This is a genomic window from Mycolicibacter engbaekii, from assembly GCF_002101585.1.
Taxonomy (GTDB): Bacteria; Actinomycetota; Actinomycetes; order Mycobacteriales; family Mycobacteriaceae; genus Mycobacterium; species Mycobacterium engbaekii.
The window spans coordinates 70,790-95,034 of record NZ_LQOT01000033.1; the positions used below are offsets into that span (position 1 = coordinate 70,790).

A 24,245-nucleotide genomic window follows, 5' to 3' on the forward strand; every position below is an offset into this window, starting at 1 on the left:
AACCTTATGTTGCCGCCTGTGCGCCCGGTGCGCTGGCTTGCGCGGCCTGCGCCCCCGGGGCGGGGGTGCGGGTATCGGCCCGCAGGAAGCTTCCGGTGCGTTGCGTGCCGAGCACGCTGGTGGGCTGACCGTCGAGAACCACTGCGCGGCCGGACACCAGGACGGCGGTGACGGTTTCGTCGTTGCGGTTGACCATGCGCGACATCCCGCCGTAGGCGGCGAAGGACTCCTCGGCGTAGGCGTCGAGGGTGTCGTCCAGATGGGCGGGGTCGATCACCACGATGTCGGCGCGGTCGCCGATACGCAGGTGCCCGGCGTCGATCCGGTACCAGTCGGCCAGTTCACCGGTCAGCCGGTGCACGGCCTGTTCGACCGACAGGAACGGCTGTCCGGCCTGCTGGGCGTCCAGCACGTGGCGCAGCAACCGCAGGCCCATGTTGTAGAACGCCATATTGCGCAGGTGCGCGCCGGCATCCGAGAAGCCCATCTGGATACCTGGCTCGGCGGCGAGCTCCTTGAGCACGTCGGGGCGGTGGTTGGAGATCGTGGTGTGCCAGCGCAGCGCGGTGCCGTGCTCGAGCACCAGGTCGAGGAAGGCGTCGACGGGGTGCACGCCACCACGGTCGATGCCGACCTGGCCGAAGGACTTTCCGACCACCGAGGCATCGGGGCATGCGACGATCTCGGCGTCGAAGAAGTCGCGGTGCCAGACCCGCGGCCCGTACTTGTTTGCGTAGTCCTTGCGGAAGCGGCGCCGGTAGGACTCGTCGCGCATCAATGCGTCCCGCTCGAGCGACTCCCGCAGGTGCAGCGCCTCGGCGCCCGCCCCGAACTCCTCGAAGATCACCAGATCGATGCCGTCGGCGTAGACCTCGAACGGCACCGGCAGGTGCTGCCAGCGGAAATCGGCGCCCAGCCGGCTCAGCATCCGCGACGCCTTGACCATGGCCGGTATGGCCAGGCGGTTGCTCTTGACGTCGGCCGCGGCCAGCAGAGTGGTCTTGAGCGGCCGGCGGAAGATCCCCAGGGACTGGGCCAGCTGCGACACCACGTCGAACGGGTTCTTGACGTCCGGGCCTGCCTGCAGAATGCGCCCCGCGCGGCGCAGCTTCGCCTTGAGCCGGCGCAGTTCCCTGGGCTTGGCGTAGGTCGAGGGCAGCGTGCGCGAGCGGCAGACGTCGCCGTCCATCTTGTCGAAAAGCAACTGCTGGGAACTCATCCCGACGAATCCCGCCTGCAACGCCTCGTCGAGCATCTGCTCCATGCGGGCCTGTTCGGCCGCGGTCGGACGGGCGTCGGCGCGGGTGGCGCGGTCCAGTCCCATGGTCGCGGCGCGCATGTCGGAATGTCCGATGAACGCCGTCACGTTCGGGCCAAGCGGCAGCTTCTCGAGGCTGGCGATGTAGTCCGCACAACTCGACCAGGTCTTGTGCGCATCGATGGTGTCGACCACGTACTGGCGCGGGATGGCCTCCACCCGGCCGAACAGGTCCCCGGCGTCGGGGCCGTCGACATGGATGGTCGACAGCGAGCACGATCCGACCAGCACCGTGGTCACGCCGTGCCGTACCGACTCCGACAGCGCGGGACTCAGCAGAATTTCGACGTCGTAGTGGGTGTGGATGTCGAGCAGCCCGGGCAGCACCCATTTGCCGGCCGCGTCGATCACCTGGCTGCAGCCCGCCTCGTCGAGTGGTTCGGCGGAGATGGCGGCGACGTGCCCGTCGCGGATACCGATGTTGCGGATCGCCGACGGTGCGCCGGTGCCGTCGAACCACCGGCCGCCCCGGATCACGATGTCAAAACTCACAGGTGTTTCCTTTCCGACCGATACCGCTCCCAGCATGGCCTGCAACGCCGGCGAAGTCTCGACATCTGCCGACATTTCTCTACCCGGCCCGGCTGCGTCGCCGCCGCGGAGTCGCCCGGGCTCGCCGCTGTGCCTAGGCTGACTGCCGATGCCCGCCGCACAAGATCCCCTCGCCGCCCTTGCCGACTGGCCGGTCGGCCATGCGGCCGCCGCCGTCATCGCCCCCTCGGGGGTGCTGGCCACCCACGGGGACATCGCCCGGCCGTTCTACCTCGCCTCGGTGACCAAGCCCCTGGTGGCGCGGGCGGTGCAGGTCGCCGTGGAGGAGGGGGCGGTGGAACTGGACACCCCGGCCGGGCCGCCGGGCGCCACCGTGCGGCATCTGCTGGCGCACGCCTCGGGGCTCGCGCCGGACTCCGACCGGATCCTGGCCAAGCCCGGCACCCGGCGGGTGTACTCCAATCACGGGTTCGCGGTGCTGGCCGACGCCGTGGAGCGGGCGGCCGGCATCGAGTTCGGCCGCTATCTGAGCGAGGCGGTGTTCGAGCCGCTGGGCATGTCGGCCAGCCGGTTGGACGGGGGAGCGGCGGCCGCCGGCTACGGGGGCACCTCCACCGTCGCCGATCTGGCCGCCTTCGCCGGCGACCTGCTGAGGCCGATCACGGTGTCGCCGCAACTGCACGCCGAGGCCACCCGTGTGCAGTTCCCCGGCCTGGACGGCGTGCTGCCGGGCTACGGGCCGCAGCGGCCGAACGACTGGGGGCTGGGCTTCGAGATCCGCGACGGCAAGACACCGCACTGGACCGGGGCCGACAACTCGTCGCGCACCTTCGGTCACTTCGGGCAGTCCGGCACCCTGATCTGGGTCGATCCGGCGATTGAGCGGGCGCTGGTGGTGCTCACCGACCGCGACTTCGGGGACTGGGTCACCGGGCGCTGGCCGGCGGTGTCCGACGCCGTGGTGGCGGTCTACGGCCGGGACTAGCCAACAGGCGTCACACAAGGCACAATAGACACATACAACACTAAATACTCAGCTGCATCACCGCTCGGTTCGGTCCGCCAGGTCGTTGGGGAAGACGTCCCTCGTGGAGCCGAAGGAGCAATTGATGCGCGCGACGAATCAATTCGCCGACGTGACGAGCGGCGTGGTGTACATCCACGCCTCGCCCGCGGCGGTGTGCCCGCATGTCGAGTGGGCGTTGACCTCGGCGTTGGGTGCTCGCAACGGTCAGGCGAAGCTCAACTGGACGCCGCAGCCGGCCATGCCCGGACAACTGCGCGCGGTGGTCAACTGGGTCGGCCCCGTGGGCACCGGCGCTGTCCTGGCCAGCGCGCTGCGCTCCTGGTCGGTGTTGCGGTTCGAGGTCACCGAAGATCCCAGTGCCGGAGTGGACGGCCAGCGCTTCAGCCACACCCCGCAGCTCGGTCTGTGGAGCGGGACGATGAGCGCCAACGGCGACGTGATGGTCGGGGAGAACCGGCTGCGCGCCCTGATGGCCGGCGGTGCCGACGCGCTGGCAGCGGACCTGGAAACGGTGCTGGGCACCGCCTGGGACGAGGCCCTGGAGCCCTATCGGGACGGCGGCGATTCCGCGGAGGTCTCCTGGCTCAGCCGCGGGGTCGGCTGAGCGAGAGGCCGCGGCGGGCTAGGGCTGGGCGGCAGGATTGGGGGCCGGGCGCAGAATCGCCAGCGCAGCCGGCTCCGCCGACACCGTCACCGGCAGCGGGCCCACATAGTCGCCGTCGGCGTAGGCGTTGATGCCGGGGCACTCCACGCGCACCGATGCCGCCCGCCGGGTGCTCACCTCATCGAGATCCACGTGGGTGCCCTTGAACACGGTGGGGAACAGCCGGATCAGCTTGGTCCGCGAGCCGGAGTGCACCATGGTGACGTCCAGCAGACCGTCGGCGTGGTCGGCGCCCGGGCAGATCAGCATGCCGCCGCCGTAGCTGCGCGTGTTGCCGAACGCCGCCAGCGTCAGCGCCACGTCCACCGGATCGTCGTCGTCGAACGTCAACCGGAACGGCAGCAGGCGCAGCTGCGAAATCTCCGCCACCATGGCGAGGTTGTAGCGCATGCGCCCGTGCGGCCAGCGCATCCGGTTGACGCGGTCGCTGACCAGCGAATCGAAACCGGCCGCCATCACCGTGCCGAACCAGGTCACCGAACCGTCGTCGTGGGCGACCCGGCCCAGGTCGACGGTGTCGGCCCAGCCCTGGGCCACCACGTCCGCGGCCGCCTCGGGGTCGCCGGTGGGCAGGCCGTATTCGCGCGCGTGATCGTTGCCGGTGCCGGCGGGGATGATTCCCAACGGCACGTCGCCGCCGGCCAGCGCCTGCAGCGCCAGCGAGATCACGCCGTCACCGCCGGCCACCACCACGGCGTCGGTGTCGTCGGCCAGCGCATCGTCGAGCAACCGCCGCGCGTGGGCGGGGTCGGCTCCGACAAGGTGCGCCACGTCGATGCCGCGCCGCTGGAACTGCGCCAGCGCCCGCTCGGCGGCATGCCGGGCGTTGCCGTGCCCGGCTGCCGGGTTGGTCAGCAGCGTGATCCGGTGGATCTCACGGTTCATCGGGGCCCGCCCCTCCTCGTCGCTGCGCATCGCATCGTCGCGGCGCGGCATCACGGAATGAGTTTGCCCGGGTTGAGGATTCCGGCCGGATCCAAGGTGTCCTTGACCGCCCGCAGCACCTGCACCCCGAGCTCGCCCACCTCGTCGCGCATCCACGGCCGGTGATCGGCGCCGACGGCGTGGTGATGGGTGATGGTTCCGCCGGTCCGCATGATCGCCTCGGCTGCAGCGGCTTTGGCGGTGCGCCACTGCTCGATGGGGTTGCCGCGCTGACCGGCGACCACCGTGAAGTACAGCGATGCGCCGGTCGGGTAGACGTGCGAGATGTGGCAGAGCACCAGCGCGGGTGTGCCGCTGTCGCCCAGTGCGGTGGTCAGCGCCTCGGTCACCGCTTCCTTGAGGGCGGGCACGCCCGCCCAGTCGGTGGCGGTCTCCAACGTTTCGCAGAGCGCGCCGGCGGCCAGCAGGGCGTCGCGCAGGTAGGGCGCGGAGAACCGCCCGTGCTCCCAGGCGCGTGCCGGCTCTTCGCCCAGGGATGTGCCGCCGTGCGCGGCCAGCAGGGCCCGGGTTTCGGCGTGCCGGCTTTCGGTGTGCTCGGCGGTCCCCTCGAACAGCGTGATCGCCAGGCAGCCGCCGGTGATCTGCTGCTCGCCGATCTGCTCGGTGGTGGCCAGGTTCACCCCCGTCTCGGCTTCGTCGGACAACCGGATGACGGTCGGGCCGGTGCCGGTCTGGGTGACCGCGCGCAGGGCCGCGGCGCCGGTGGCGAAGTCCGGAAACGACCACGCCTCATAGCGGGTGGTCGCGGGTACCGGATGAACCCGCACCCGCACCCGGGTGATGAGCCCGAACGTGCCCTCGGATCCCAGCAGCAGTTGCCGCAGGTCCGGGCCGGCGGCCGAGGCCGGGGCGCGGCCCAGGTCCAGCACGCCGGCCGGGGTGATCATGCGCAGCCCGCGCACCATGTCGTCGAAGCGGCCGTACCCGGCCGAGTCCTGGCCCGAGGAACGGGTGGCGGCGAAACCGCCGAGGGTGGCGAACTGGAAGCTCTGGGGGAAGTGGCCCAGCGAGAATCCGCGTGCCCCGAGCAGTCGTTCGGCGTCCGGACCGGTGACGCCGGCACCGAACTCCGCCTCGCCGGACACCTCGTCGAGGTGCAGCAGCTCATCGAAGCGGCGCAGGTCCACGCAGACCACGGCCGCGAAGTCGCCGCGGATGGGGTCCAGGCCCCCGACCACGCTGGTTCCGCCGCCGAAGGGGACGACGGCGATGCCGCGCCGGCTGCACAGGTCCAAGATGGCCGCGAGCTGGTCTTCGCCGTCGGGGCCGCCGGGCAGCAGCACCGCGTCGGGAGCATCCTGCGGTCCGTCACCGTTGCGCCGCAACAGGTCCAGGGTGGACTTGCCGCCGGCGTGCAACAGCCGGGCGGTGTGGTCGGTGCGGCAGAACTCGGCTCCGACGATCGCCGCCAGGTCCGCGTGGTCGGCCTCCGACAGTGCCGACGGTGTCAGCGGCACCTGCGCGGGATCGGCTTCCGGTGCGCCGGTGCCCTCGACGCCGAGGGCCGCTTTGAGCAGGTTGCGGATGCCCTCGGACAGCGGTTTGGCCGCGGCCGGATCGCCCCAGGCGTTCCATTTCATCGGCGGGGTCAGGGCGTCCTGGGCGTCGGCCGGCGTCATGCGTTACAGTATTACATATGCTGTCAACCAGTAATGACGAGCAGGGGGAAGTCGGGGAGCGGATCCTCGACGCCGCCGCGGACTGCCTCCTGGCGCTCGGCGTCGAGCGGGTGACGCTGGCGGCCATTGCCCGTCGGGCCGGGGTGAGCCGTCCCACCGTCTACCGGCGCTGGCCGGACAGCCGCTCGGTGATCGCCGCGCTGCTGACATCGCGGGTCACCGCGGCCTGGACGGAACTGGCCGCCGCGCTACCGGGAACCGGGCGCGAGGCGCTGGTCGGCCGGATCGTGGCGACCGCCGACCGGCTGCGCCACGACGAGGTGGTGATGCAGGTGCTGCACCACGCACCCGATCTGGCGATGGTCTACATCGCGCAACGGATGGGGGCCAGCCAGCGGCGGCTGATCGACCTGGTGGCCGCAGAGCTGAGCACCGCGCAGAGCGCCGGCAGCGTCCGCGCGGGCGACCCGCGCCGGCTCGCCGCGATGTGTCTGCTGATCACCCAGTCGGCCATCCAGTCCGCGCAGCTCGTCGCGCCGATCCTGGACGAGGCCGCGCTCTCCGCCGAACTGGCCTACACCCTGAACAGGTACCTCTCGTGATGTTCTCCACCGCCGCACTCAACGCCGCCCGGCGCACCGCTGAACTCAACGCACTGGCCGACGGCCCGCCCGTCGACGTCGTCGTGATCGGCGGGGGCATCACCGGTGCCGGCATCGCCCTGGACGCGGCCGCGCGGGGACTGCGGGTGGTGTGCATGGACAAGCACGACCTGGCGTTCGGGACCAGCCGGTGGAGCTCCAAGCTCGTGCACGGCGGACTGCGTTACCTGGCCACCGGCAACGTGGGCATCGCGCGGCGCAGTGCCATCGAACGCGGCATCCTGATGACCCGCACCGCACCCCACCTGGTCCGGGCGATGCCGCAACTGGTGCCCCTGCTGAAAGCCATGCGCCCGCGCGACCGGGCCCTGGTCCGCACCGGGTTCCTCGCCGGCGACGCCCTGCGCCGCCTGGCCGGCACCCCGGCGACGGTGCTGCCCCGTTCGCGGCGAGTCTCGCCGGCGCAGGTCGCCGAACTGGCACCGACGGTGCGCCGCGACGGCCTCGACGGCGGCCTGCTGGCCTACGACGGGCAACTGATCGACGACGCACGACTGGTCGCGGCGGTGGCCCGCACCGCGGCCCAGTACGGCGCGGCCATCCTGACCTATGTGGCGGCGTCGCACGCCACCGGCGACACCGTCACGCTGACCGACCAGTTCTCCGGGGAGTCGCTGCAGTTGTCCGCCCGGGCGGTCATCAACGCCACCGGCGTGTGGGCCGCCGACATCGACCCCGCCTTGCGGCTGCGGCCCAGCCGCGGCACCCACCTGGTGTTCGACGCGGCGGCGTTCGGCAACCCGGCCGCCGCGCTGACGGTACCGATCCCCGGGGAACTCAACCGGTTCGTGTTCGCCATGCCCGAGCAGCTCGGCCGGGTGTACCTCGGTCTCACCGACGAGGAGGCCCCCGGGCCCATCCCCGACGTTCCGCAGCCGACCTCGGCCGAAGTCGCCTTCCTGCTGGACACGGTCAACACCGCGCTGGGGACCGCCCTGGACGCCGGCGACGTGCGCGGCGCCTACGCCGGGCTGCGGCCGCTGATCGACACCGGATCAGGGCATACCGCCGACGTCTCGCGCAACCACGCCGTAGTGGAATCCGGCAGCGGGGTGTTCAGCGTGATCGGCGGCAAGCTCACCGAATACCGGCACATGGCGCAAGACGTGCTGGACCGCGCCGTGCGGCAGCGGGCACTGGCGGCCACACCGTGCCGCACCCGCGACCTGCCGTTGATCGGCGCGCCCCGCAATCCCGGATCGCCGGTGTCGCGGGCCGGCCTGCCCGCGTCGCTGGTCTTGCGTTACGGCGCCGAGGCGGCCAATGTGCTGGCCGCCGCCACCTGCCGGCGGCCGGACGAACCGGTGGCCGAGGGGATCGACGTGCTGCGTGCGGAATTCGAGTACGCGGTCAGTCACGAGGGCGCGCTGACCGTGGCCGACATCGTGGACCGCCGCACCCGGATCGGGCTGGTGGCCCAAGACCGGGAACGGGTGCTCGACGTCGCCCGGGAATTCGTGAGCGACTAGAGCGGGATGTTCTTGTGGCGGCCGCGGCGGGCGGGCGCCTCGGCCAGCGCCTGAGTGATCTTGCCGCGGGTGTGGGACGGGTCGATCTTCTCGTCGACCACGCCGATGTCGATGGCGCTGTCCACTCCGCCGGCGATCCGCTCGTGCTCGGCGGCCAGCTCCTCGTGCAGCGCCTCCCGCTCGTCGTCGGGCGCGGCGGCCAGCTTCTTCTTGTGCAGGATGCCCACCGCGGCCTTGGCGCCCATCACCGCGACCTCGGCGTCCGGCCAGGCGAAGACCTTGGTGGCGCCCAACGACCGCGAGTTCATCGCGATGTAGGCCCCGCCGTAGGTCTTGCGGGTGACCAGCGTGACGCGGGGGACGGTGGCCTCGCCGAACGCGTGCAGCAGCTTGGCGCCGCGGCGCACCACGCCGCCCCATTCCTGCCCGACGCCGGGCAGGTAGCCCGGCACGTCGACGATCACGATCAGCGGAATGCCGAATGCGTCGCACAGCCGCACGAACCGTGCCGCCTTCTCCGCGCTTTCGGAGTTCAGGCAGCCGCCCAGCCGCAGCGGGTTGTTGGCCAGCACGCCGACCGTGCGGCCCGAGAGCCGGCCCAGCCCGACCACCATCGACGGCGCCCACTTGGCCTGGAACTCATCGAAGGGGGCGTCGGAGTCGAGCAGCCCGAGCACCAGCGGGTGCACGTCATAGGCGCGGCGCGCGGATTCCGGCAGCAGCGCGTGCAGGTCGATCTCGCCCGCCTCGGCCTTGTTGCGGTCGAAATGACCCTGCTGGCAGAACAACCCGACCAGGCGTCGGCCACGCTCGTAGGCGTCCAGCTCGTCGTCGGCGACGATGTGGCACACCCCGGACTTCTTGTGGTGGGTGTCGGGGCCGCCGAGCGCGGCCATGTCGACGTCCTCACCGGTGACGCTGCGCACCACGTCGGGCCCGGTGACGAACACCCGGCCCTCCGGCGCCATCACGATGACGTCGGTCAGCGCCGGACCGTAGGCGGCGCCGCCGGCGGCGAAACCGACCACCACCGAGATCTGCGGGACGAACCCCGAGGCCCGGATCATGGCCTCGAACACCCGCCCCACCGCGTGCAGGGCTCGCACGCCCTCGGCCAGCCGGGCGCCGCCGGAGTGCCACAGCCCCACGATGGGGCTCTGTTCGGCGATCGCGGTGTCGTAGGCGTTGACGATGTGGTCGCAGCCCTCGATGCCCATCGCACCGCCCATCACGGTGCCGTCGGTGCAGAACGCGATGGTGCGCACCCCGTTGACGGTGCCTCCGGCGGCCAGCACCCCGGAGCGGTCACGCTCGTGCAGCAACTCCACGGTGCCGTCGTCGAAGAACGTCGACAGACGCAACAGGGGATCGCGCGGGTCGAGCGATTCGCCCACCGTTTCGGGAGCCATGGTCGTCATCGCGCCTCTCCTTGCATTGTTTGATCGCGGGTGTGTCTTCGGCCGGTCAGTACCGGCCGAAGACGATTGCGACGTTGTGTCCGCCGAACCCGAACGAGTTGTTGATCGCGTACTCGTAGTTGCCCGGCCGCGGTTCCCCGGACACCACGTCCAGGTCGATCTCCGGGTCGAGATTCTCCAAGTTACGCGTCGGCGGGATGACCTGGTCACGCAAGGCCATCACCGTCAGAATGGATTCGACCGCGCCCACCGCGCCCACCGAGTGGCCCAGTGCCGCTTTGGGTGCGTACACCGCGGCGTTGCCGCCGTGCGGCCCCAAGGCGAGGTTGATGGCGTGGCCTTCTGCCACGTCGCCCGCCGAGGTTCCGGTGGCATGGGCGTTGACGTGGCTGATGTCGCCGGGAGTCAGGCCGCCGATCTGGATGGCCCGCGTCATCGCCCGGCCGGCGGACTGGCCGTCGGGATCCGGCGCGACGATGTGGTAGCCGTCCGAGGTGATCGACGCACCCATGATCCGGGCGATGATGTTGGCGCCGCGCGCCTTGGCGTGCTCCTCGGTCTCGATCACCATCAGCGCGCCGCCCTCGCCGAACACGAACCCGTTGCGGTCGCGGTCGAAGGGGCGACAGGCCCCCTCCGGGTCGTCGTTGCTGGTGGACAGCACGATGCGCATCTGGGCGAACCCGGCGATCGGCACCGCTTCGATCCGGGTCTCCACGCCGCCGCAGATCGCCATGTCGGCTTCGCCGAGCACGATCTGCTGCCAGGCGTGCGCAATACCTTCGGAACCGGATGCGCAGGCCGAGACCGGGGTGATCACCCCGGCCTTGGCCTGGCGGTCCAGTCCGACGGTCGCGGCCGCACCGTTGGGCATGTACTTCTGCACGACCAGCGGTGAGACCGCCTTGAGGCCGCGCTCGCGCATCCCGTCATAGGACCAGACGAGTTCCTCGCTGGATCCCATCCCGGTGCCGATCGACACCATGAGGCGCCGGGTGTCGACTTCGGGTGAGCCGGCGTGCTCCCAGGCACGCCGGCTCAGCGCCAAAGCCATCTTCTGCAGGTAGGAAAGCCGACGCAGCTCGGTCCGACTCAACCCTTCGTCGAAGGACTCCGGGGTCTCGATGAGATGCCCGCCGATACGAACCGGCAGGTCATACTCCTCGATGAACGAGTCGGTGAGCTTGCGAATGCCGCTCTGGCCGTCCAGTAGCTTCTTCCAGGTGTCCTCCCCGTCCGCGGCCAATGCCGTCGTCATGGCGAAGCCGGTGACGACGACGTTGGGGAGACCCTTTCCCGTTGCCAGCGTTGACATGGCTGTTGCGAACTTCCCTCTCTTGGTACTGCTCTAGTACCGCCCGAAGGCGAGCGCGACGTTGTGCCCACCGAAACCGAATGAGTTGTTGATGGCGTAGGAGTAATCGCCGTAGCGAGGTGCTCCGGCCACGACGTCGAGGTTGATCTCCGGGTCCGGTGTCTCGTAGTTCAGCGTCGGCGGGATGACCCCGTCACGCAGCGAGAGCACCGTGAGCACCGACTCCAGCGCACCGACCGCTCCGATGGAGTGGCCCAACGCCGACTTGGGTGCGTAGACCGCGGCGTGGTCGCATCCGGCTTCCCGGATGGCGTTCGCCTCGGCGGTGTCACCGATCGGGGTGGCTGTTCCGTGCGCGTTGATGTGGTCGACGTCCTTGGGGGACAGGCCCGCCAATTCCAGCGCCCGGGTCATCGCACGGCCGGCCCGCTTGCCGTCGGGACCGGGAGCCACCATGTGGTAGGCGTCGGAGGTGATGCCGGCGCCCATCAACCGGGCCAGCGGCTTGGCGCCGCGTGCCTTGGCGTGCTCTTCGGTCTCGATGATCATCAGCGCGCCGGCTTCACCGAACACGAAGCCGTCCCGGTCCTTGTCGAACGGCCGCGAGGCACCCTCGGGGTCGTCGTTGCGGGTGGACATCGCGCGCATCATCGAGAACGTTGCGATCGGCAACGCCTCGATACCGCCTTCGACACCGCCGCAGACCGCGAAGTCCGCATCGCCCATGACGATCTGGCGCCAGGCGTGGGCGATCGCCTCCGAACCCGAGGAGCAGGCCGAGACCGGGGTGATGACCCCGGCGCGAGCGCCGAGCTGCAGACCGACCACGGCGGCCGCACCGTTGGGCATGATCATCTGAACGGCCAGCGGCGACACCTTGCGGGGGCCGCCCTCGTTCATCAGGTCATAGGTCTCGACGATCTTCTCGCCGCCGCCCAGCCCGGTGCCGACGACGACCGTGAAGCGGTCGGGGTCGACCTCTGGCGATCCGGCGTTCTCCCACAACCGTCCGGCGAGCAGCTTGGCCATCCGCTGGACGTAGGACATCCGTCGCAGGTCCAGCCGGCCCATGTGGTCGTCGACCGGGTCCTTGAGGTGTCCGCCGATGCGGACCGGCAAGTCCCACTTGGTGACGAACTCGTCCTCGAGCACGTGGATGCCGCTCTCACCGGCGAGCAGGCCCTTCCACGTGCTCTCGATGTCCCCGCTGATTGAAGTGGTGGCCTCAACGGCGGTTACCACGACACTCGGGTAACCGCCGTTGGCCGTAGAAGGCTGCGAGGACACGATTAGCTCTCGGAACCGAACTTCTCGCGCAGCGCGGCGGCAGCCTCGGGGTTCTCGGCCTCGAGCTTCTGGATGTACGCCACCACGTCACCGACGGTGCGCAGACCGGCGAGGTCCTCGTCCGGGATCTTCACGCCGTACTTGTCTTCGGTCTGCACGGCGATCTCCACCATCGACAGCGAGTCGATGTCCAGGTCGTCGACGAAGGACTTCTCGACGGTGACCTCGCTCGGCTCGATACCGGTGACCTCTTCGATGATCTCGGCGAGACCGGCGATGATTTCTTCCTGGCTGGCAGCCACTGTGTTTCCCTTCGGTTGGATCCGCACGGGGGTGTGCGGCTTGATTACTGCATATCTGGTTGTGCAGCTTTTGGAGCGGGCGTCAGAACTCGGGCAGCCCGTCCAGATCTGCGGGGGACTTGACGGCGTGCGTCGGCGTCCCCCGAAGTTCGCGCTTCGCGATGCCGGCAAGGGTGCCGGCGGGCGGGAACTCCACGATTGCCGTGACCTCACGGGCGCGGAGCGTTTCGGTGCACAGGTCCCAGCGCACCGGGCGGGTCAGCTGGGCGACCAGGTAGTCCAGCGCCTGGGCCGCGGACGCCACCGGCTGCCCGTCGCGGTTGGACAGCAGGGTGGCGGTGGGTTCGGAGACGCCGGCCGCCTTGACCTGCTCGACGGCGGCGGCGTAGGCCTCCAGGGCCGGAGCCATGTACTGGGTGTGGAAGGCGCCGGCGGTGGCCAGCTTGCGGACCCGGGCCTTGGCGGGCGGGTCTTCGGCGAGCTTGTCCAGCGCGGGCAGCGGGCCCGCCGCCACGATCTGCCCGACGGCGTTGCGGTTGGCCGGGGTGAGGTCGAGCTGCTCGAGGCGCGTCAGCACCTCGGCCTCGTCGCCACCGAGCACCGCGGCCATGCCGGTCGGCTCCAGGGCGCAGGCCTTGGCCATCTCGCGGCCGCGGGTGGCGGCCAGCATGACGGCGTCGTCGGGGGAGATGACGCCGGCGATGGCGTAGGCGGCGATCTCACCGACCGAGTGGCCGGCCACGATGACATCGCTGCCGACGGGCCGGCGCTTGGTCAGCTCCGCGTGGGCCAGCAGCGTCGCCGCCACCACCAGCGGCTGGGTGACCGCCGTGTCGGTGATCTCCTCGGCGGTTGCGGTGGTGCCGAGGGCGACCAAGTCCAGATCGCTGATCTGCGACCAGGCGGCCAACTGCGCGCGGGCAGCGTCAGCACCGGGCCCCTCGAGCCACGGCGACAGCATGCCGGGGGTCTGAGATCCCTGTCCGGGAGCGAGCAACGCAATCACATCTTTAAGAGAACATTGTGAAGCGCTGTTTGCAGGATGTCCTAGATTATGAACATTGTCTTATGTTTTTGTGGAGACCCTACAAAACTGCCGGTTGCTGCGATGTCATCGATACCGAAATGCGACAACGGGGTCCGCTGTGGCGCCGCTGCCGGTGCCCCGGGCGGCCAGATCACGCCTGCGGGCCGGCCTGGGCGGGTTCGGCAGGGTCGGTGCCGGACGCCCGATCGGGGGAGTAAGGCGTGGCGGCGCTGCTGAAGCTGGCATGCTGCGCCTGATTCGCCAGCCGCCCCACGGTGGCGGCGACCCGCAGCACGTAGGCATCGCGCGGTACGGCCGGGTCGCGTCCGGTGAAGTCCGCGATTCGCTTGAGCCGGTAGCGGACCGTGTTTGGATGAACGAACAACTTCCGGGCGCAGGCCTCGACCGCGCCGCCGCAGTCCAAAAAGGCGTCCAGCGTCTCGGTGAGCGTCGGCCCGGCCTCGGCCAGCGGCCGCATCACATCGGTGTGCAGCGCCGCGATCGCCGACGGGTCGCCGATCAGGGCGCGCTCGGGAAGCAGTTCACGCGCCAGCACCGGCCGGGGTGCCCCGGTCCAGCCCACGACGGCGTTCATTCCCGAAATCGCCTCCGTGGCGCTGTGGTAGGCGGCGGTCAGCGACGGTGCGGTGGGGCCGATCACCACTGGGCCGTCGGAGAAGGCGCCGAGCAGGTCGGCGAAGAACTTCTGGGTGGGCGACAGCGGACCCGACACGATGGCCACCAGCCAGGTGCCGTGCACATCGGTCAGGGCGGCGCGGCCATGGCGGCCGGCGATGTCGCGGATGTCCTGGCTGGCCTGCTGTCCGGCGAAGCCGTCCGGGCCGGGCGGTGCGGTGCCCACCACGACCGTCGCCGGAGCGGTGGTGTCCCAGTTCAGCGCGGCGGCGCGGCTCAACAACTCCGGTCCGGTGTCGCCGCGCACGACGGCGTCCACCACGCTGGCCTCCATCCGGGAGTCCCAGGTGCCCCGGGCCTCGGCCGCGTCGGCGTAGGCCGAGGCCGCGGTGAAGGCCAGGTCGCGGCTGTATTTGAGGATGCCCACGGTCAGGGCTGTCACCTGTTCCTCGGAGCGCGCCAGCAGCGGCACCACCTCTTCGAAGAACTCCATGGTGACCCGCACCATGTCCACGGTGTGCCGCAGCGCGATGTGGCGCGTCAGGTCCTGGGGCACCAACTCGAACGCCTGGGCGGTATGGCTGACATTGCCGTGCGGGTCGCGCATCCACTCGGCGAAGTTGACCACCGCGGTCTGCACCACCAGGGCCACGCTGGCGCGTTGGGCCGCCTCCAACTCCGCGAAGAACGGCAGCCGCTCGCCCATCATGGACACCGCCTCGGTGGCCAGCCGGCCGGAGTAGTGCTTGAGGCGGCGCAGCAGCGTGTCCGGGACGGCGCTCAGCTGATCCAGGGTGGAGCGTGGCAGGGCCGGGGCGCCCGGACCGGCCGCAGTGGCGTTGTCAACCATCCCTAAAAGCTACGCCTGTTTTCTGGCTACTTTCGACAACAGGTGTCAGGCGACCCCGGGATCCGACGTCTGCTCCGGGGCGGCCAGCACGTCGTCGATCTGATAGCGCTCGGCAGCGGTGACCGCGACGGAGGCGTCGATGGCGCCGTCGCGGGCCAGCGCGGCCAGCACCGCCACCACCACCGACTCGGCGTCGGTGTTGAAGTAGCGGCGCGCCGCCGGCCGGGTGTCGGAGAACCCGAACCCGTCGGTGCCCAGGGTGACGTAGGTACCCGGCACCCACGGCCGGATCTGCTCGGGCACCGCACGCATCCAGTCCGACACCGCCACCACCGGGCCGGTGGCCTCGGCCAGCGCCTGCGTCACGTAGGCGACCCCGGCCGGACGATCCGGATGACGCAGCCGCTCGCGTTCGAGCGCCACGCCGTCGCGGTTGAGTTCGCCCCAGCTGGTCACCGACCAGACGTCGGCGGCCACATCCCAGTCGGCGGCCAGCAGGTCGGCGGCGCGCAGCGCCTCGGGCACCGCCACCCCCGATGCCAGGATCTGCGCGGTGTTCGACCGGGCTTCGCCGGCCGCCCGGAAGCGGTAGATGCCGCGCAGCAGGCCCTCGGGGTCGAAACCCTCGGGCTCTGAGGGCTGCACGTAGGGCTCGTTGTAGAGCGTCACGTAGAAGTAGACGTTCTCCGGGTCCTCCCCGTACATCCGCTGCAGGCCGCTTTCGACGATGTGGGCGACCTCGTAGGCGAACGCCGGATCGTAGGAGACCACCGCCGGATTGGTGCTGGCCAGCAACAGCGAATGGCCGTCGGCGTGCTGCAGTCCCTCACCGGTCAGCGTGGTGCGCCCCGCGGTGGCTCCCAGGACGAAGCCGCGCGCCATCTGATCGGCCGCTGCCCACAACCCGTCGCCGGTGCGCTGGAAGCCGAACATCGAATAGAAGATGTAGATCGGCACCATCGGCTCGCCGTGGGTGGCGTAGGACGTCCCGACCGCGGTGAACGAGGCCGTCGAACCGGCCTCGTTGATGCCCTCGTGCAGGATCTGGCCGACTTCGCTTTCCTTGTAGGCCAGCATCAGGTCGGCATCCACCGAGGTGTACAGCTGGCCGTTGCGGTTGTAGATCTTCAGGCTGGGGAACCAGGAGTCCATCCCGAACGTGCGCGCCTCGTCGGGGATGATCGGCACCAGGCGCGGACCTAACTGCTTGTCCCGCAACAACTCTTTGAACACCCGCACGGCCGCCATGGTGGTGGCGACCTCCTGGTTGCCCGATCCCTTCTTGACCGCGGCATAGGTCTTCGATTCCGGCAGCGGCAACGGCCGGGATTCGGTGCGGCGGTGCGGCAGGAAGCCGCCCAGCGCGCGCCGCCGCTCCACCAGGTAGCGGATCTCGGGTGCCTGCTCGCCCGGGTGGTAATACGGCGGCAGGTACGGGTCCGACTCCAGTTCGGAGTCCGGGATCGGAATCCGCATCTCGTCGCGGAAGTCCTTGAGGTCCTGGAGCCGGAACTTCTTCATCTGGTGGGTGGCATTACGGCCGGCGAAGTAGCTGCCCAGGCTGTAGCCCTTGATGGTCTTGGCCAGGATGACCGTCGGCTGGCCCTTGTGCTCGATGGCCGCGCGGTAGGCGGCGTGCACCTTGCGGTAGTCATGCCCGCCCCGCTTGAGATGCCAGATTTCCTGATCGGACAGGTTCTCGACCAGTGCCTTGGTCCGGGGGTCGCGGCCGAAGAAGTGTTCGCGCACATAGCCGCCGTCGTTGGCCTTGTAGGTCTGATAGTCCCCGTCGGGAGTGACGTTCATCAGGTTCACCAGGGCCCCGTCCCGGTCGGCGTGCAGCAGGGCATCCCATTCGCGGCCCCACACCACCTTGATGACGTTCCAGCCCGCGCCGCGGAAGAACGACTCCAGCTCCTGAATGATCTTGCCGTTGCCGCGCACCGGGCCGTCCAGGCGCTGCAGGTTGCAGTTGACCACGAACGTCAGATTGTCCAGGCCTTCCAGCGCCCCGACGTGCAGCAGCCCACGGCTTTCCGGCTCGTCCATCTCGCCGTCGCCCAAAAAGCACCACACGTGCTGGTCGGAGGTGTCGCGGATTCCGCGGTCGTGCAGGTAGTGGTTGAACCGCGCCTGGTAGATGGCGTTCATCGGGCCCAGCCCCATCGACACCGTGGGGAACTCCCAGAAGTCCGGCATCAGCCGCGGGTGCGGGTAGGACGGCAGGCCGCCGCCCGGATGGCTGTGCTCCTGGCGGAAACCGTCGAGGTCGTGCGTGCTCAGCCGGCCTTCCAGGAAGGCGCGGGCGTAGATGCCGGGGGAGGCGTGGCCCTGGATGAACACCTGATCGCCACCGCCGGGGTGGTTCTTGCCGCGGAAGAAGTGGTTGAACCCGACCTCATAGAGCGTCGAGGACGACGCGTAGGTCGAGATATGCCCGCCGACTCCCACCCCGGGGCGCTGGGCGCGATGCACCATCACCGCGGCGTTCCAGCGGATCCAGCTGCGGTAGCGGCGCTCGGTCTCCTCGTCGCCGGGGAACCAGGGTTCCAGTTCCGTCGGGATGGTGTTGACGTAGTCGGTGGAGGTGAGCGCCGGGATCGCCACCCGCTGCTCGCCGGCGCGCTCGAGCAACCGCAACATCAGGTAGCGGGCGCGGGCCGGCCCGGAGCGGGCCAGCAGCTCGTCGAAGGACTCCAGCCATTCGGAGGTCTCGTCGGGGTCGATGTCGGGAAGGTAGGAGGCCACCCCTTCGCGGATCACCCGGACCCGGTCGGAATCTCCTGTGTTGCTTGGCTTTTTGGCCAGATCCTGATGTTGGGCCTCAGTGGTCAACGCATTGCTCCTTGGTTCGGAGGTCAAGATGTGCCTCCCGGCTTGTGGCCAGGACGGGCACCGACCGATCGAATTGCCGGTCCGGTCTTTTCTATCCTGCCCCACCTGGCGCGCGGGCGGCGGAGGGTGAGTGCCCGTCGGGTGGGCTGATATCGGTCTGATTGCGGTTACGCGGTAACGTTTGAAGTTGTGCTTACCCGATGGCGGATTGCCTCGCGCGCCCAGGCGCGGCGACACGCTCGGATAGGCGCGTCGGTCGCCGGTTTCGCCGCGGCGCTGGCGATGGGCGTCGTGGGCTGTACCAACATCATCGGGGGCACCCCGCAGGCCGACACCGCCGAGGCTCCGGCCTACCGCTCCTCGGTGTCGGCGTCGGTTTCGGCCTCGGAAGCCACCTCCAGCCTGCGCGAGACCCAGCGTCAGCAGTCGATGACCACCCAGGCGGTCCGCGGCGCGTGCGGCCGGTTCGCCTCCAGCAGCAGTGACGCTGTTGACGTGGTGAACAAGTACGTGGAGGCGTTCAACAACGGCGGCGACATCTCCGGGACCGCCGGGCCGGCGGTGGAGGCCCTCAATCGCAGTGCCGATGAAGTCATTGCGGCCATCAACGAGAAGCTGTCGAAGGAGCTGACCGACGCTTTCACCACTTATGCCGAGGCGGCGCGCGGAGTCGCCACTGCGATTTCGTCAAAGGCGCCGGTCGCGGTTTACAACGCCCGTAAAGATGAACTCAATCGGGCCCGGGACAGGGGGATGCAGCTGTGCAAAGCCTTCTGAGCCCATCCGGACCCGGATAACCGGGGGATTCGCCCCCAATTAACTCACACAACTGTGCAACGATGATTCACAATTCATGGCGCGTTGACGACGGAAGGAGGTCGCACGGTGGTCGCGGCGGATAACGCCCCGAACTTCGCCCGCAAATTGGGCATTGAGAGCGAGCAGCTGGTCCAGGAGTTCGGCTGGGATGAGGACGCCGACGACGACATCCGTGCCGACGTCGAAGAGGCCTGCGGCAGCGAGCTGCTCGACGAAGACACCGACGAGGTGGTCGACGTGGTGCTGCTGTGGTGGCGTGACGGTGACGGCGATCTGGTCGACACCTTGATGGATGCCATCACTGCGCTGGCCGATGACGGGGTGATCTGGGTGCTGACACCCAAGACCGGCCGCTCGGGCCATGTGCAGCCCGCGGAGATCGCCGAAGCGGCGCCCACGGCCGGCCTGATGCCCACGTCGTCGGTCAACCTGGGGGACTGGAGTGCCAGTCGCCTGGTCCAGCCCAAGTCCCGGGCAGGCAAGCGCTGATGCTGCCGGTCGGTGCGCAAGCCCCGGACTTCACCCTCAAGGATCAGAATCAGCAGCAGGTGAGCCTGAGCGGATTCCGGGGCGAGAAAAACGTCCTGGTGGTGTTCTTCCCGCTGGCGTTCACCGGTATCTGCCAGGGCGAGCTGGATCAGCTGCGCGATCAGCTGCCCAGCTATGTCAACGACGACAGCGTGGCGCTGGCGATCTCGGTCGGCCCGCCGCCCACCCACAAGATCTGGGCGACCCAGAGCGGGTTCCTGTTCCCGGTGCTGTCGGATTTCTGGCCGCACGGCGCCGTGAGCCAGGCCTACGGGGTGTTCAACGCCGACACCGGCTTTCCCAACCGGGGCACGTTCGTCATCGACAAGTCCGGCATCATCCGCTTCGCCGAGATGAAGCAACCCGGGGAGGCTCGAGACCAGCAACTGTGGCTCGACGCCCTGGGGGCGCTCAAGGAGTAGCCCACACCGCTCGTCGCCGGTCGGGGGGCGTTTTGGGTCTGCGGTACCGATCCGGGTAACCTGCCCGAGGCAGGGGCGCGTAGCTCAGTGGTAGAGCTCTGGTTTTACACACCAGCGGTCGGCGGTTCGATACCGTCCGCGCCCACCATTAAAAGTCCTGTTCAATCCTTGCGTTTCCGAACTTGAAGGCGATTCTAAGAACCCCCTCTTCGCGACAGGTAGCCGACCGCGCGGCGCATCACCTCGGCTTCCTGCTCGAGGAGGTTGATCCGCTTGTGTGCCTCGCGCGGCTGCACCGACAGATCACTGTCGACAGATGCAGACCCAGGCCGGTTGACACCCTCGTCTCGGTCGGCGATCTTGAGCCAGCGATGCAGGCAGGCCTTGGAGATCCCGAAGTCTTACGCGATCTGGCGCAACGGGGCCTGTCCTTGCGGGCCACTGCGATCACGTCGGCACGGAACTCGGCAGGAAACGGCCTCGGCACGACATTGATCCTTCCAGCAAGGACGAATCCTCACAGTTCAAGAAGTCAACCAAACCGGGGGCAGTCCCGTTCGTCACCAGCGCCAGGGCTGCGGCGGCGTTACCCCAGAGCAGGCCCGCGGCCACCTCAGCGATCGAATTCAGCGCGATGTGCACTGAGGTCAACCTATCGATGACGCGGCCGGCGACGAGCCCCGCAGTCTTTGCCGGCGTGGAGTCCGGGCATTCGAGGGCTGTGGGGGTGGGTAGGTGAAGTCTGATCCGCCCCGATAGTGGACCTTGCGTAATTCACGGCGGTCAGGTCGGGTAGCAGGCCGCCTGTCACCCAGCATCCTAAAGTGACCGCCCAAAAGCGTTTCGCGAGTTCGTATTCCAATGAGGGGTCAAGTCCCGGGAAGTGGTGTAGTGCTGCGTGATCCGGTGTGTTAAGCGGTGAGTGCGGGCATGTCGTCGGCTCCTATTTCGGGGTTGTCGTTGGTGATGGTGGTTAGGCGGCAGCGGGCCAGGATGTCGAGGCCGAGGTAGCGGCGGCCTTCGGCCCATTCATCGTTCTGTTCGGCCAAGACGGCGCCGACGAGGCGGACGATGGCGTCGCGGTTGGGGAAGATGCCGACCGCATCGGTGCGGCGGCGGATCTCTTTGTTGAGTCGTTCTGCGGGGTTGTTGGACCAGATCTGGGTCCAGATGTCTTTGGGGAATGCGGTGAAGGCCAGGATGTCTTCGCGTGCAGCGGCCAGGTGTTCGGCCACGGCGGGCAGTTTGTCGGTGACGTAGTCGATGAGCCGGTCGAACTGCGCGGCCACCGCGGGTGCGTCCGGTGGGTCATAGACGCTGTGCAGCATGGCTTTGACCGCTGGCCACATGCTCTTGGGGCAGATGCTCATCAGGTTGGCCGCGTAGTGGGTACGACACCGCTGCCAGGCCGCTCCGGGCAGATTGGCCGCGATGGCCTCGCGTAGCCCGGCGTGGGCGTCGCTGGTGACCAGTCGTACGCCGGCCAGTCCGCGGGCGACCAGGTCGGCGAAGAACTCGTTCCAGGCGGGGCCGGTCTCGCTGGTGACCACGCGCATGCCCAGGACTTCGCGGTGTCCGTCACCGTTGACTCCAGTGGCCAAAAGCACCACCGCGTTGACGACCCGGCCGCCTTCGCGCACCTTCATCGTCAACGCATCAGCGGCGACGAAGGTGAACGGGCCGGCCTGATCAAGTGGGCGGTGGCGGAACTGCTCGACGTGTTCGTCGAGGTCGGTGGCCATGCGGCTGACCTGCGATTTGCTCAGCGAATCGATGCCCAGCGTCTTGACCAGCTTGTCCATCCGCCGCGTGCTCACCCCGGCCAGATAGCAGTCGGCGACCACGGTGATCAACGCCGACTCGGCCCGCTTGCGTCGCTCCAACAGCCAGTCGGGAAAGTAGGTTCCCTTGCGCAGCTTGGGAACCGCGACATCGATGGTCCCGACCCGGGTGTCCAGGCCGCGGTGGCGGTACCCGTTGCGCTGGGCACGGCGTCCCGGTGTGGGCTGGCCCCATTCAGCGCCCACCACGGCATCAGCATCCGCCGACAGCAGGGCGTTGATCACGGTCTGCAGCAGCGAGCGCATCAGATCCGGTGATGCTTCTGACAGGGCCTCGCCAAGAAGACCCGCAGGGTCGACAATGTGGGGTGCGGTCATCGTGATGCTCCTCGAGGATTCTGTGGAAGGTTGACTCGAAGGATCACGCGGTGGCCGCTTTACGTCCATCACCAACACGATGACGAACCCAGCAACCGCGCTACACCACTATGCGGGACTCAACTCAATGAGGACACCGCAACGCGCGGCCCCGTTGTGTCCAGCGGTCGCGCTACGTGATCGATAAGACGCGCAATTGGGGCTCCGAATAGAACTCCACGGCAGTGACTCCGGGGGAAGATTGGTCAAGGCGCGTCACGAAATTCGGACCGATGCCGCCGGTGGCGCTCAGTGCTCTGCGCGGCCGATCGTCGCTGACCGCTTCCCAGCCGCCGACCTAATCGCCGGGTTGCGTTGAGGGCGAGCGTTGATCCAGCCACGCGGCGAGGGAACGGCCGGCCTCCAACACGTGGCGCTCGGCGATGGTGCGGGCGTTCGCCGGGTCTTGATAGGCGAAGGCGTCCAACAGTTCCTCATGCTCACTGAGGGAATGCCGCTCGTGGTCGGGAAACACCGTGAGGAAGTTCGACGGCACCACCCGCGCAGCCTGCCGGATTTGAGTCATGAGCCTGGGGGAGTGGGCGGCGCGGTGGATCTCCTGGTGGAACCGCCAGTTGGCTTCACCGATGCTGTCACTCCCGGAACGGGCGGCCACATCGGCGGCGAGTTCGCGCAGATGGTCGAGTTCAGGTGCGGTGATGCGTTGCGCGGCCCATGCCGCTGCTTGCCCAGTGAGCACACCCAGGATCGTGAAACTGTCTAGAACGTCCTCGGGTTGGATGCCGATCACCGTGATTCCACTGCGGGGAGCCACCCGGACCAATCCCTCGTAGGACAACTCCAACAGTGCCTCGCGGACGGGCGTGCGGCTGGTCGCGAACTCAGCGGTAATGGCGTCGAGGTCGATGCGGGCACCGGCCGGCAACGCGCCGGTCAGGATGCGGTCCCGCAGCTCGCGGGCGGCGCGTTCCCGCACCGTACCGGCGATGTCAACCGTCATAGCCGCACTCTAGCGTGTGCTGCACATCAAAGTTGAAATCTGACATATCAGATGTTAGATTCCGAACATGGCGAAGTCAGGGCGGTGCGACCAGATGTCGCTGGTCGCATTCATGCAGGCCGGAAGCACTTCGGTGTACGCGGGCTCGTGGCGGCATCCCGCCACCGAGCACCGGTACCTCGATGCGAGTTACTACGCGAAGATCGGCCGGCAGCTCGAAGAGGGCTGCTTCGATCTGGTGTTCTTCGACGATCGGCTGGCGATGCCCGGCATCTACGGAGGGTCGGTCGCCGAGGCTGCCCGCTACGGCGCGCGTCCGGTCAAACTCGACCTCAGCGTGATCCTGGGCGTGCTGGCGCAGACCACCTCGCACATCGGTTTGGGCGCGACGTATTCGACGACCTACTACGCGCCGTTCCATGTGGCGCGGATGTTCGCGACCCTGGATCACCTGTCCGGCGGCCGGGCCGCGTGGAATGTGGTCACCTCGGTCAATGACAGTGAGGCGCAGAATTTCGGGCTGGAATCGCATCTGGGCCACGATGAGCGGTATGACCGCGCCGATGAGTTCCTCGACGTCGTCGCGGGTCTGTGGGACACCTGGGAGGACGACGCGATCGTGCACGACCGTGCCACGGGTGTCTACGCCGATCCCGGTAAGATCCACGAGCTCGGTCATGTGGGTCAATACTTTTCGGCCCGTGGACCGCTCACGGTGCCGCGTACACCCCAGGGTCGGCCGGTTATCATCCAGGCCGGCTCGTCGGGTCGTGGACGTGAATTTGCGTCTCGCTGGGCCGATCTGATCTTCACCGGAGACCCTGGCCTGCAGGTCGCGCTCGATCACTATCGTGACCAGAAGCAACGCATCGCCGACGCGGGCCGAGACCCGGCATCGGTGCGCATCTGCCCGATGGCCTACGCCGTGGTCGGCGAATCCGAGGCGCACGCCAAAGAGCGTGAGGAGATGCTCCTCAACGACCTCGTGCATCCGACGGCATCGTTGACACTCCTGTCGGAGCTGATGAATTACAACTTCGCCCAACATGATCTCGACGATCCTGTCACCGATGAGCTGATCGCTTCGGTCTCCGGAATCCGGGGGCTGGTGCAGAACCTGCGGGTTCACATCGGCGGGGATACCGTCACTGTTCGGGATCTCGCCGAGCATCGCGCGACCCTGCTACAGGGCCCACGGTTTGTCGGCACGGGGCCCGAGGTGGCCGATCAGATGGCGGAGTGGTTCGAAGCGGGCGCGTGCGACGGGTTCGTCCTTGCGGCAACACATTTCCCCGGTGCCTTCGAAGACGTTGTACGCATGGTCATCCCTGAGTTGCAGCGCCGCGGGTTGGCACGCACCGAATACCAAGGTAAGACGTTGCGCGACAATCTTGGACTTGAGCGTCCGTTGCCTCAGACCGCCGGGTCGGCGTCGTAGATGGCGACACCGA

General features: G+C 68.6%; 21 protein-coding genes, 1 tRNA gene and 1 pseudogene. 9 read left to right on the top strand and 14 right to left on the bottom strand.

What is annotated here, in order from left to right:
- Positions 1 to 4: 4 nt before the first annotated feature.
- Positions 5 to 1,846 (bottom strand): N-acyl-D-amino-acid deacylase family protein, encoded by a 1,842-nt coding sequence (locus AWC02_RS09975; RefSeq protein WP_085128650.1) that lies wholly within the window; start codon positions 1,844 to 1,846, stop codon positions 5 to 7.
- A gap of 112 nt (positions 1,847 to 1,958) precedes the next feature.
- Here AWC02_RS09975 and AWC02_RS09980 point away from each other — a divergent pair, with 112 nt between their 5' ends.
- Together AWC02_RS09980 and AWC02_RS09985 are read left to right on the top strand one after the other, a co-directional pair.
- Positions 1,959 to 2,795, top strand: coding sequence for a serine hydrolase domain-containing protein (locus AWC02_RS09980; protein WP_085128621.1), 837 nt, complete (start codon positions 1,959 to 1,961; stop codon positions 2,793 to 2,795).
- Positions 2,796 to 2,919: 124 nt separating this feature from the next.
- Positions 2,920 to 3,441, top strand: a complete 522-nt coding sequence (locus AWC02_RS09985; protein ID WP_085128651.1) for a DUF3145 domain-containing protein — start codon at positions 2,920 to 2,922, stop codon at positions 3,439 to 3,441.
- Between the two features lie 18 nt (positions 3,442 to 3,459).
- Here AWC02_RS09985 and AWC02_RS09990 read toward each other — a convergent pair whose 3' ends face one another.
- Entirely contained in the window at positions 3,460 to 4,386 is a 927-nt protein-coding gene (locus AWC02_RS09990) for a diacylglycerol kinase (RefSeq protein WP_085128652.1), read from the bottom strand.
- 50 nt (positions 4,387 to 4,436) lie between these two features.
- Positions 4,437 to 6,026, bottom strand: a complete 1,590-nt coding sequence (locus AWC02_RS09995; RefSeq protein WP_109560957.1) for an FAD-binding oxidoreductase — start codon at positions 6,024 to 6,026, stop codon at positions 4,437 to 4,439.
- 56 nt (positions 6,027 to 6,082) lie between these two features.
- Here AWC02_RS09995 and AWC02_RS10000 point away from each other — a divergent pair, with 56 nt between their 5' ends.
- A complete protein-coding gene (locus AWC02_RS10000) occupies positions 6,083 to 6,667 on the top strand; it encodes a TetR/AcrR family transcriptional regulator (RefSeq protein WP_085128624.1) in 585 nt (194 codons plus the stop codon).
- A complete protein-coding gene (locus AWC02_RS10005; RefSeq protein ID WP_085128625.1) occupies positions 6,667 to 8,196 on the top strand; it encodes a glycerol-3-phosphate dehydrogenase/oxidase in 1,530 nt (509 codons plus the stop codon). The genes AWC02_RS10000 and AWC02_RS10005 overlap by 1 nt, the downstream gene beginning before the upstream one ends.
- Here the strand turns inward: AWC02_RS10005 and AWC02_RS10010 are convergent.
- The 7 genes from AWC02_RS10010 to aceE all read right to left on the bottom strand — a co-directional run bounded on the left by AWC02_RS10010 (position 8,193) and on the right by aceE (position 17,866).
- Positions 8,193 to 9,614, bottom strand: a complete 1,422-nt coding sequence (locus tag AWC02_RS10010; RefSeq protein ID WP_085128626.1) for an acyl-CoA carboxylase subunit beta — start codon at positions 9,612 to 9,614, stop codon at positions 8,193 to 8,195. The two genes, AWC02_RS10005 and AWC02_RS10010, sit on opposite strands and share 4 nt — an antisense overlap.
- Before the next feature lie 46 nt (positions 9,615 to 9,660).
- Positions 9,661 to 10,929: a 3-oxoacyl-ACP synthase KasB gene (gene kasB / locus AWC02_RS10015; protein ID WP_085128627.1), complete on the bottom strand. Its 1,269-nt coding sequence runs from the start codon at positions 10,927 to 10,929 to the stop codon at positions 9,661 to 9,663.
- 33 nt (positions 10,930 to 10,962) lie between these two features.
- Positions 10,963 to 12,216 (bottom strand): 3-oxoacyl-ACP synthase KasA, encoded by a 1,254-nt coding sequence (kasA, locus tag AWC02_RS10020; RefSeq protein ID WP_085128628.1) that lies wholly within the window; start codon positions 12,214 to 12,216, stop codon positions 10,963 to 10,965.
- Positions 12,217 to 12,218: 2 nt separating this feature from the next.
- A complete protein-coding gene (acpM, locus tag AWC02_RS10025) occupies positions 12,219 to 12,518 on the bottom strand; it encodes a meromycolate extension acyl carrier protein AcpM (protein WP_046320207.1) in 300 nt (99 codons plus the stop codon).
- Between the two features lie 82 nt (positions 12,519 to 12,600).
- Positions 12,601 to 13,524 (bottom strand): ACP S-malonyltransferase, encoded by a 924-nt coding sequence (locus AWC02_RS10030; protein ID WP_085128629.1) that lies wholly within the window; start codon positions 13,522 to 13,524, stop codon positions 12,601 to 12,603.
- A 172-nt stretch (positions 13,525 to 13,696) separates the two neighbouring features.
- Positions 13,697 to 15,031, bottom strand: coding sequence for a PucR family transcriptional regulator (locus AWC02_RS10035; RefSeq protein WP_085128630.1), 1,335 nt, complete (start codon positions 15,029 to 15,031; stop codon positions 13,697 to 13,699).
- A gap of 45 nt (positions 15,032 to 15,076) precedes the next feature.
- Positions 15,077 to 17,866 (bottom strand): pyruvate dehydrogenase (acetyl-transferring), homodimeric type, encoded by a 2,790-nt coding sequence (gene aceE / locus AWC02_RS10040; RefSeq protein ID WP_085128631.1) that lies wholly within the window; start codon positions 17,864 to 17,866, stop codon positions 15,077 to 15,079.
- A 189-nt stretch (positions 17,867 to 18,055) separates the two neighbouring features.
- On the opposite strand from aceE, the gene AWC02_RS10045 reads away from it, so the two are divergent.
- The 4 genes from AWC02_RS10045 (at position 18,056) to AWC02_RS10060 (ending at position 19,783) form a co-directional block, all read left to right on the top strand.
- Positions 18,056 to 18,643, top strand: a complete 588-nt coding sequence (locus AWC02_RS10045; RefSeq protein WP_237160412.1) for a hypothetical protein — start codon at positions 18,056 to 18,058, stop codon at positions 18,641 to 18,643.
- Between the two features lie 108 nt (positions 18,644 to 18,751).
- On the top strand, positions 18,752 to 19,174 hold the full coding sequence (locus tag AWC02_RS10050; protein ID WP_046321365.1) for a DUF3052 domain-containing protein: 423 nt from the start codon (positions 18,752 to 18,754) through the stop codon (positions 19,172 to 19,174).
- Positions 19,174 to 19,635, top strand: a complete 462-nt coding sequence (locus AWC02_RS10055; protein WP_085128632.1) for a peroxiredoxin — start codon at positions 19,174 to 19,176, stop codon at positions 19,633 to 19,635. Before AWC02_RS10050 ends, AWC02_RS10055 begins: the two co-directional genes overlap by 1 nt.
- Before the next feature lie 73 nt (positions 19,636 to 19,708).
- A tRNA-Val gene (locus tag AWC02_RS10060) sits at positions 19,709 to 19,783 on the top strand.
- 61 nt (positions 19,784 to 19,844) lie between these two features.
- Here AWC02_RS10060 and AWC02_RS10065 read toward each other — a convergent pair.
- The 4 genes and pseudogenes from AWC02_RS10065 to AWC02_RS10075 form a co-directional block, all read right to left on the bottom strand.
- A pseudogene (locus AWC02_RS10065) lies at positions 19,845 to 20,122 on the bottom strand (transposase); the annotation flags it as partial.
- On the bottom strand, positions 20,083 to 20,277 hold the full coding sequence (locus AWC02_RS21900) for a hypothetical protein (protein WP_165757880.1): 195 nt from the start codon (positions 20,275 to 20,277) through the stop codon (positions 20,083 to 20,085). The gene AWC02_RS21900 and the pseudogene AWC02_RS10065, both read right to left, overlap by 40 nt.
- 269 nt (positions 20,278 to 20,546) lie before the next feature.
- Positions 20,547 to 21,794, bottom strand: a complete 1,248-nt coding sequence (locus tag AWC02_RS10070) for an IS256 family transposase (RefSeq protein WP_085128633.1) — start codon at positions 21,792 to 21,794, stop codon at positions 20,547 to 20,549.
- A gap of 337 nt (positions 21,795 to 22,131) precedes the next feature.
- Entirely contained in the window at positions 22,132 to 22,794 is a 663-nt protein-coding gene (locus AWC02_RS10075; protein WP_085128634.1) for a GntR family transcriptional regulator, read from the bottom strand.
- A 67-nt stretch (positions 22,795 to 22,861) separates the two neighbouring features.
- On the opposite strand from AWC02_RS10075, the gene AWC02_RS10080 reads away from it, so the two are divergent.
- Positions 22,862 to 24,232: an LLM class flavin-dependent oxidoreductase gene (locus AWC02_RS10080; protein ID WP_085128635.1), complete on the top strand. Its 1,371-nt coding sequence runs from the start codon at positions 22,862 to 22,864 to the stop codon at positions 24,230 to 24,232.
- The last annotated feature ends 13 nt before the right edge of the window (positions 24,233 to 24,245 follow it).

What these genes read in the sequence shown, in the direction of transcription:
- AWC02_RS09975 (WP_085128650.1), bottom strand. Translation starts at nt 1,846, where the DNA reads ATGCTGGGAGCGGTATCGGTCGGAAAGGAAACACCTGTGAGTTTTGAC.
- AWC02_RS09980 (WP_085128621.1), top strand. Translation starts at nt 1,959, where the DNA reads ATGCCCGCCGCACAAGATCCCCTCGCCGCCCTTGCCGACTGGCCGGTC.
- AWC02_RS09985 (WP_085128651.1), top strand. Translation starts at nt 2,920, where the DNA reads ATGCGCGCGACGAATCAATTCGCCGACGTGACGAGCGGCGTGGTGTAC.
- AWC02_RS09990 (WP_085128652.1), bottom strand. Translation starts at nt 4,386, where the DNA reads ATGAACCGTGAGATCCACCGGATCACGCTGCTGACCAACCCGGCAGCC.
- AWC02_RS09995 (WP_109560957.1), bottom strand. Translation starts at nt 6,026, where the DNA reads ATGAAATGGAACGCCTGGGGCGATCCGGCCGCGGCCAAACCGCTGTCC.
- AWC02_RS10000 (WP_085128624.1), top strand. Translation starts at nt 6,083, where the DNA reads ATGCTGTCAACCAGTAATGACGAGCAGGGGGAAGTCGGGGAGCGGATC.
- AWC02_RS10005 (WP_085128625.1), top strand. Translation starts at nt 6,667, where the DNA reads ATGTTCTCCACCGCCGCACTCAACGCCGCCCGGCGCACCGCTGAACTC.
- AWC02_RS10010 (WP_085128626.1), bottom strand. Translation starts at nt 9,614, where the DNA reads ATGACGACCATGGCTCCCGAAACGGTGGGCGAATCGCTCGACCCGCGC.
- kasB (WP_085128627.1), bottom strand. Translation starts at nt 10,929, where the DNA reads ATGTCAACGCTGGCAACGGGAAAGGGTCTCCCCAACGTCGTCGTCACC.
- AWC02_RS10035 (WP_085128630.1), bottom strand. Translation starts at nt 15,031, where the DNA reads ATGGTTGACAACGCCACTGCGGCCGGTCCGGGCGCCCCGGCCCTGCCA.
- AWC02_RS10055 (WP_085128632.1), top strand. Translation starts at nt 19,174, where the DNA reads ATGCTGCCGGTCGGTGCGCAAGCCCCGGACTTCACCCTCAAGGATCAG.
- AWC02_RS10070 (WP_085128633.1), bottom strand. Translation starts at nt 21,794, where the DNA reads ATGACCGCACCCCACATTGTCGACCCTGCGGGTCTTCTTGGCGAGGCC.
- AWC02_RS10075 (WP_085128634.1), bottom strand. Translation starts at nt 22,794, where the DNA reads ATGACGGTTGACATCGCCGGTACGGTGCGGGAACGCGCCGCCCGCGAG.
- AWC02_RS10080 (WP_085128635.1), top strand. Translation starts at nt 22,862, where the DNA reads ATGGCGAAGTCAGGGCGGTGCGACCAGATGTCGCTGGTCGCATTCATG.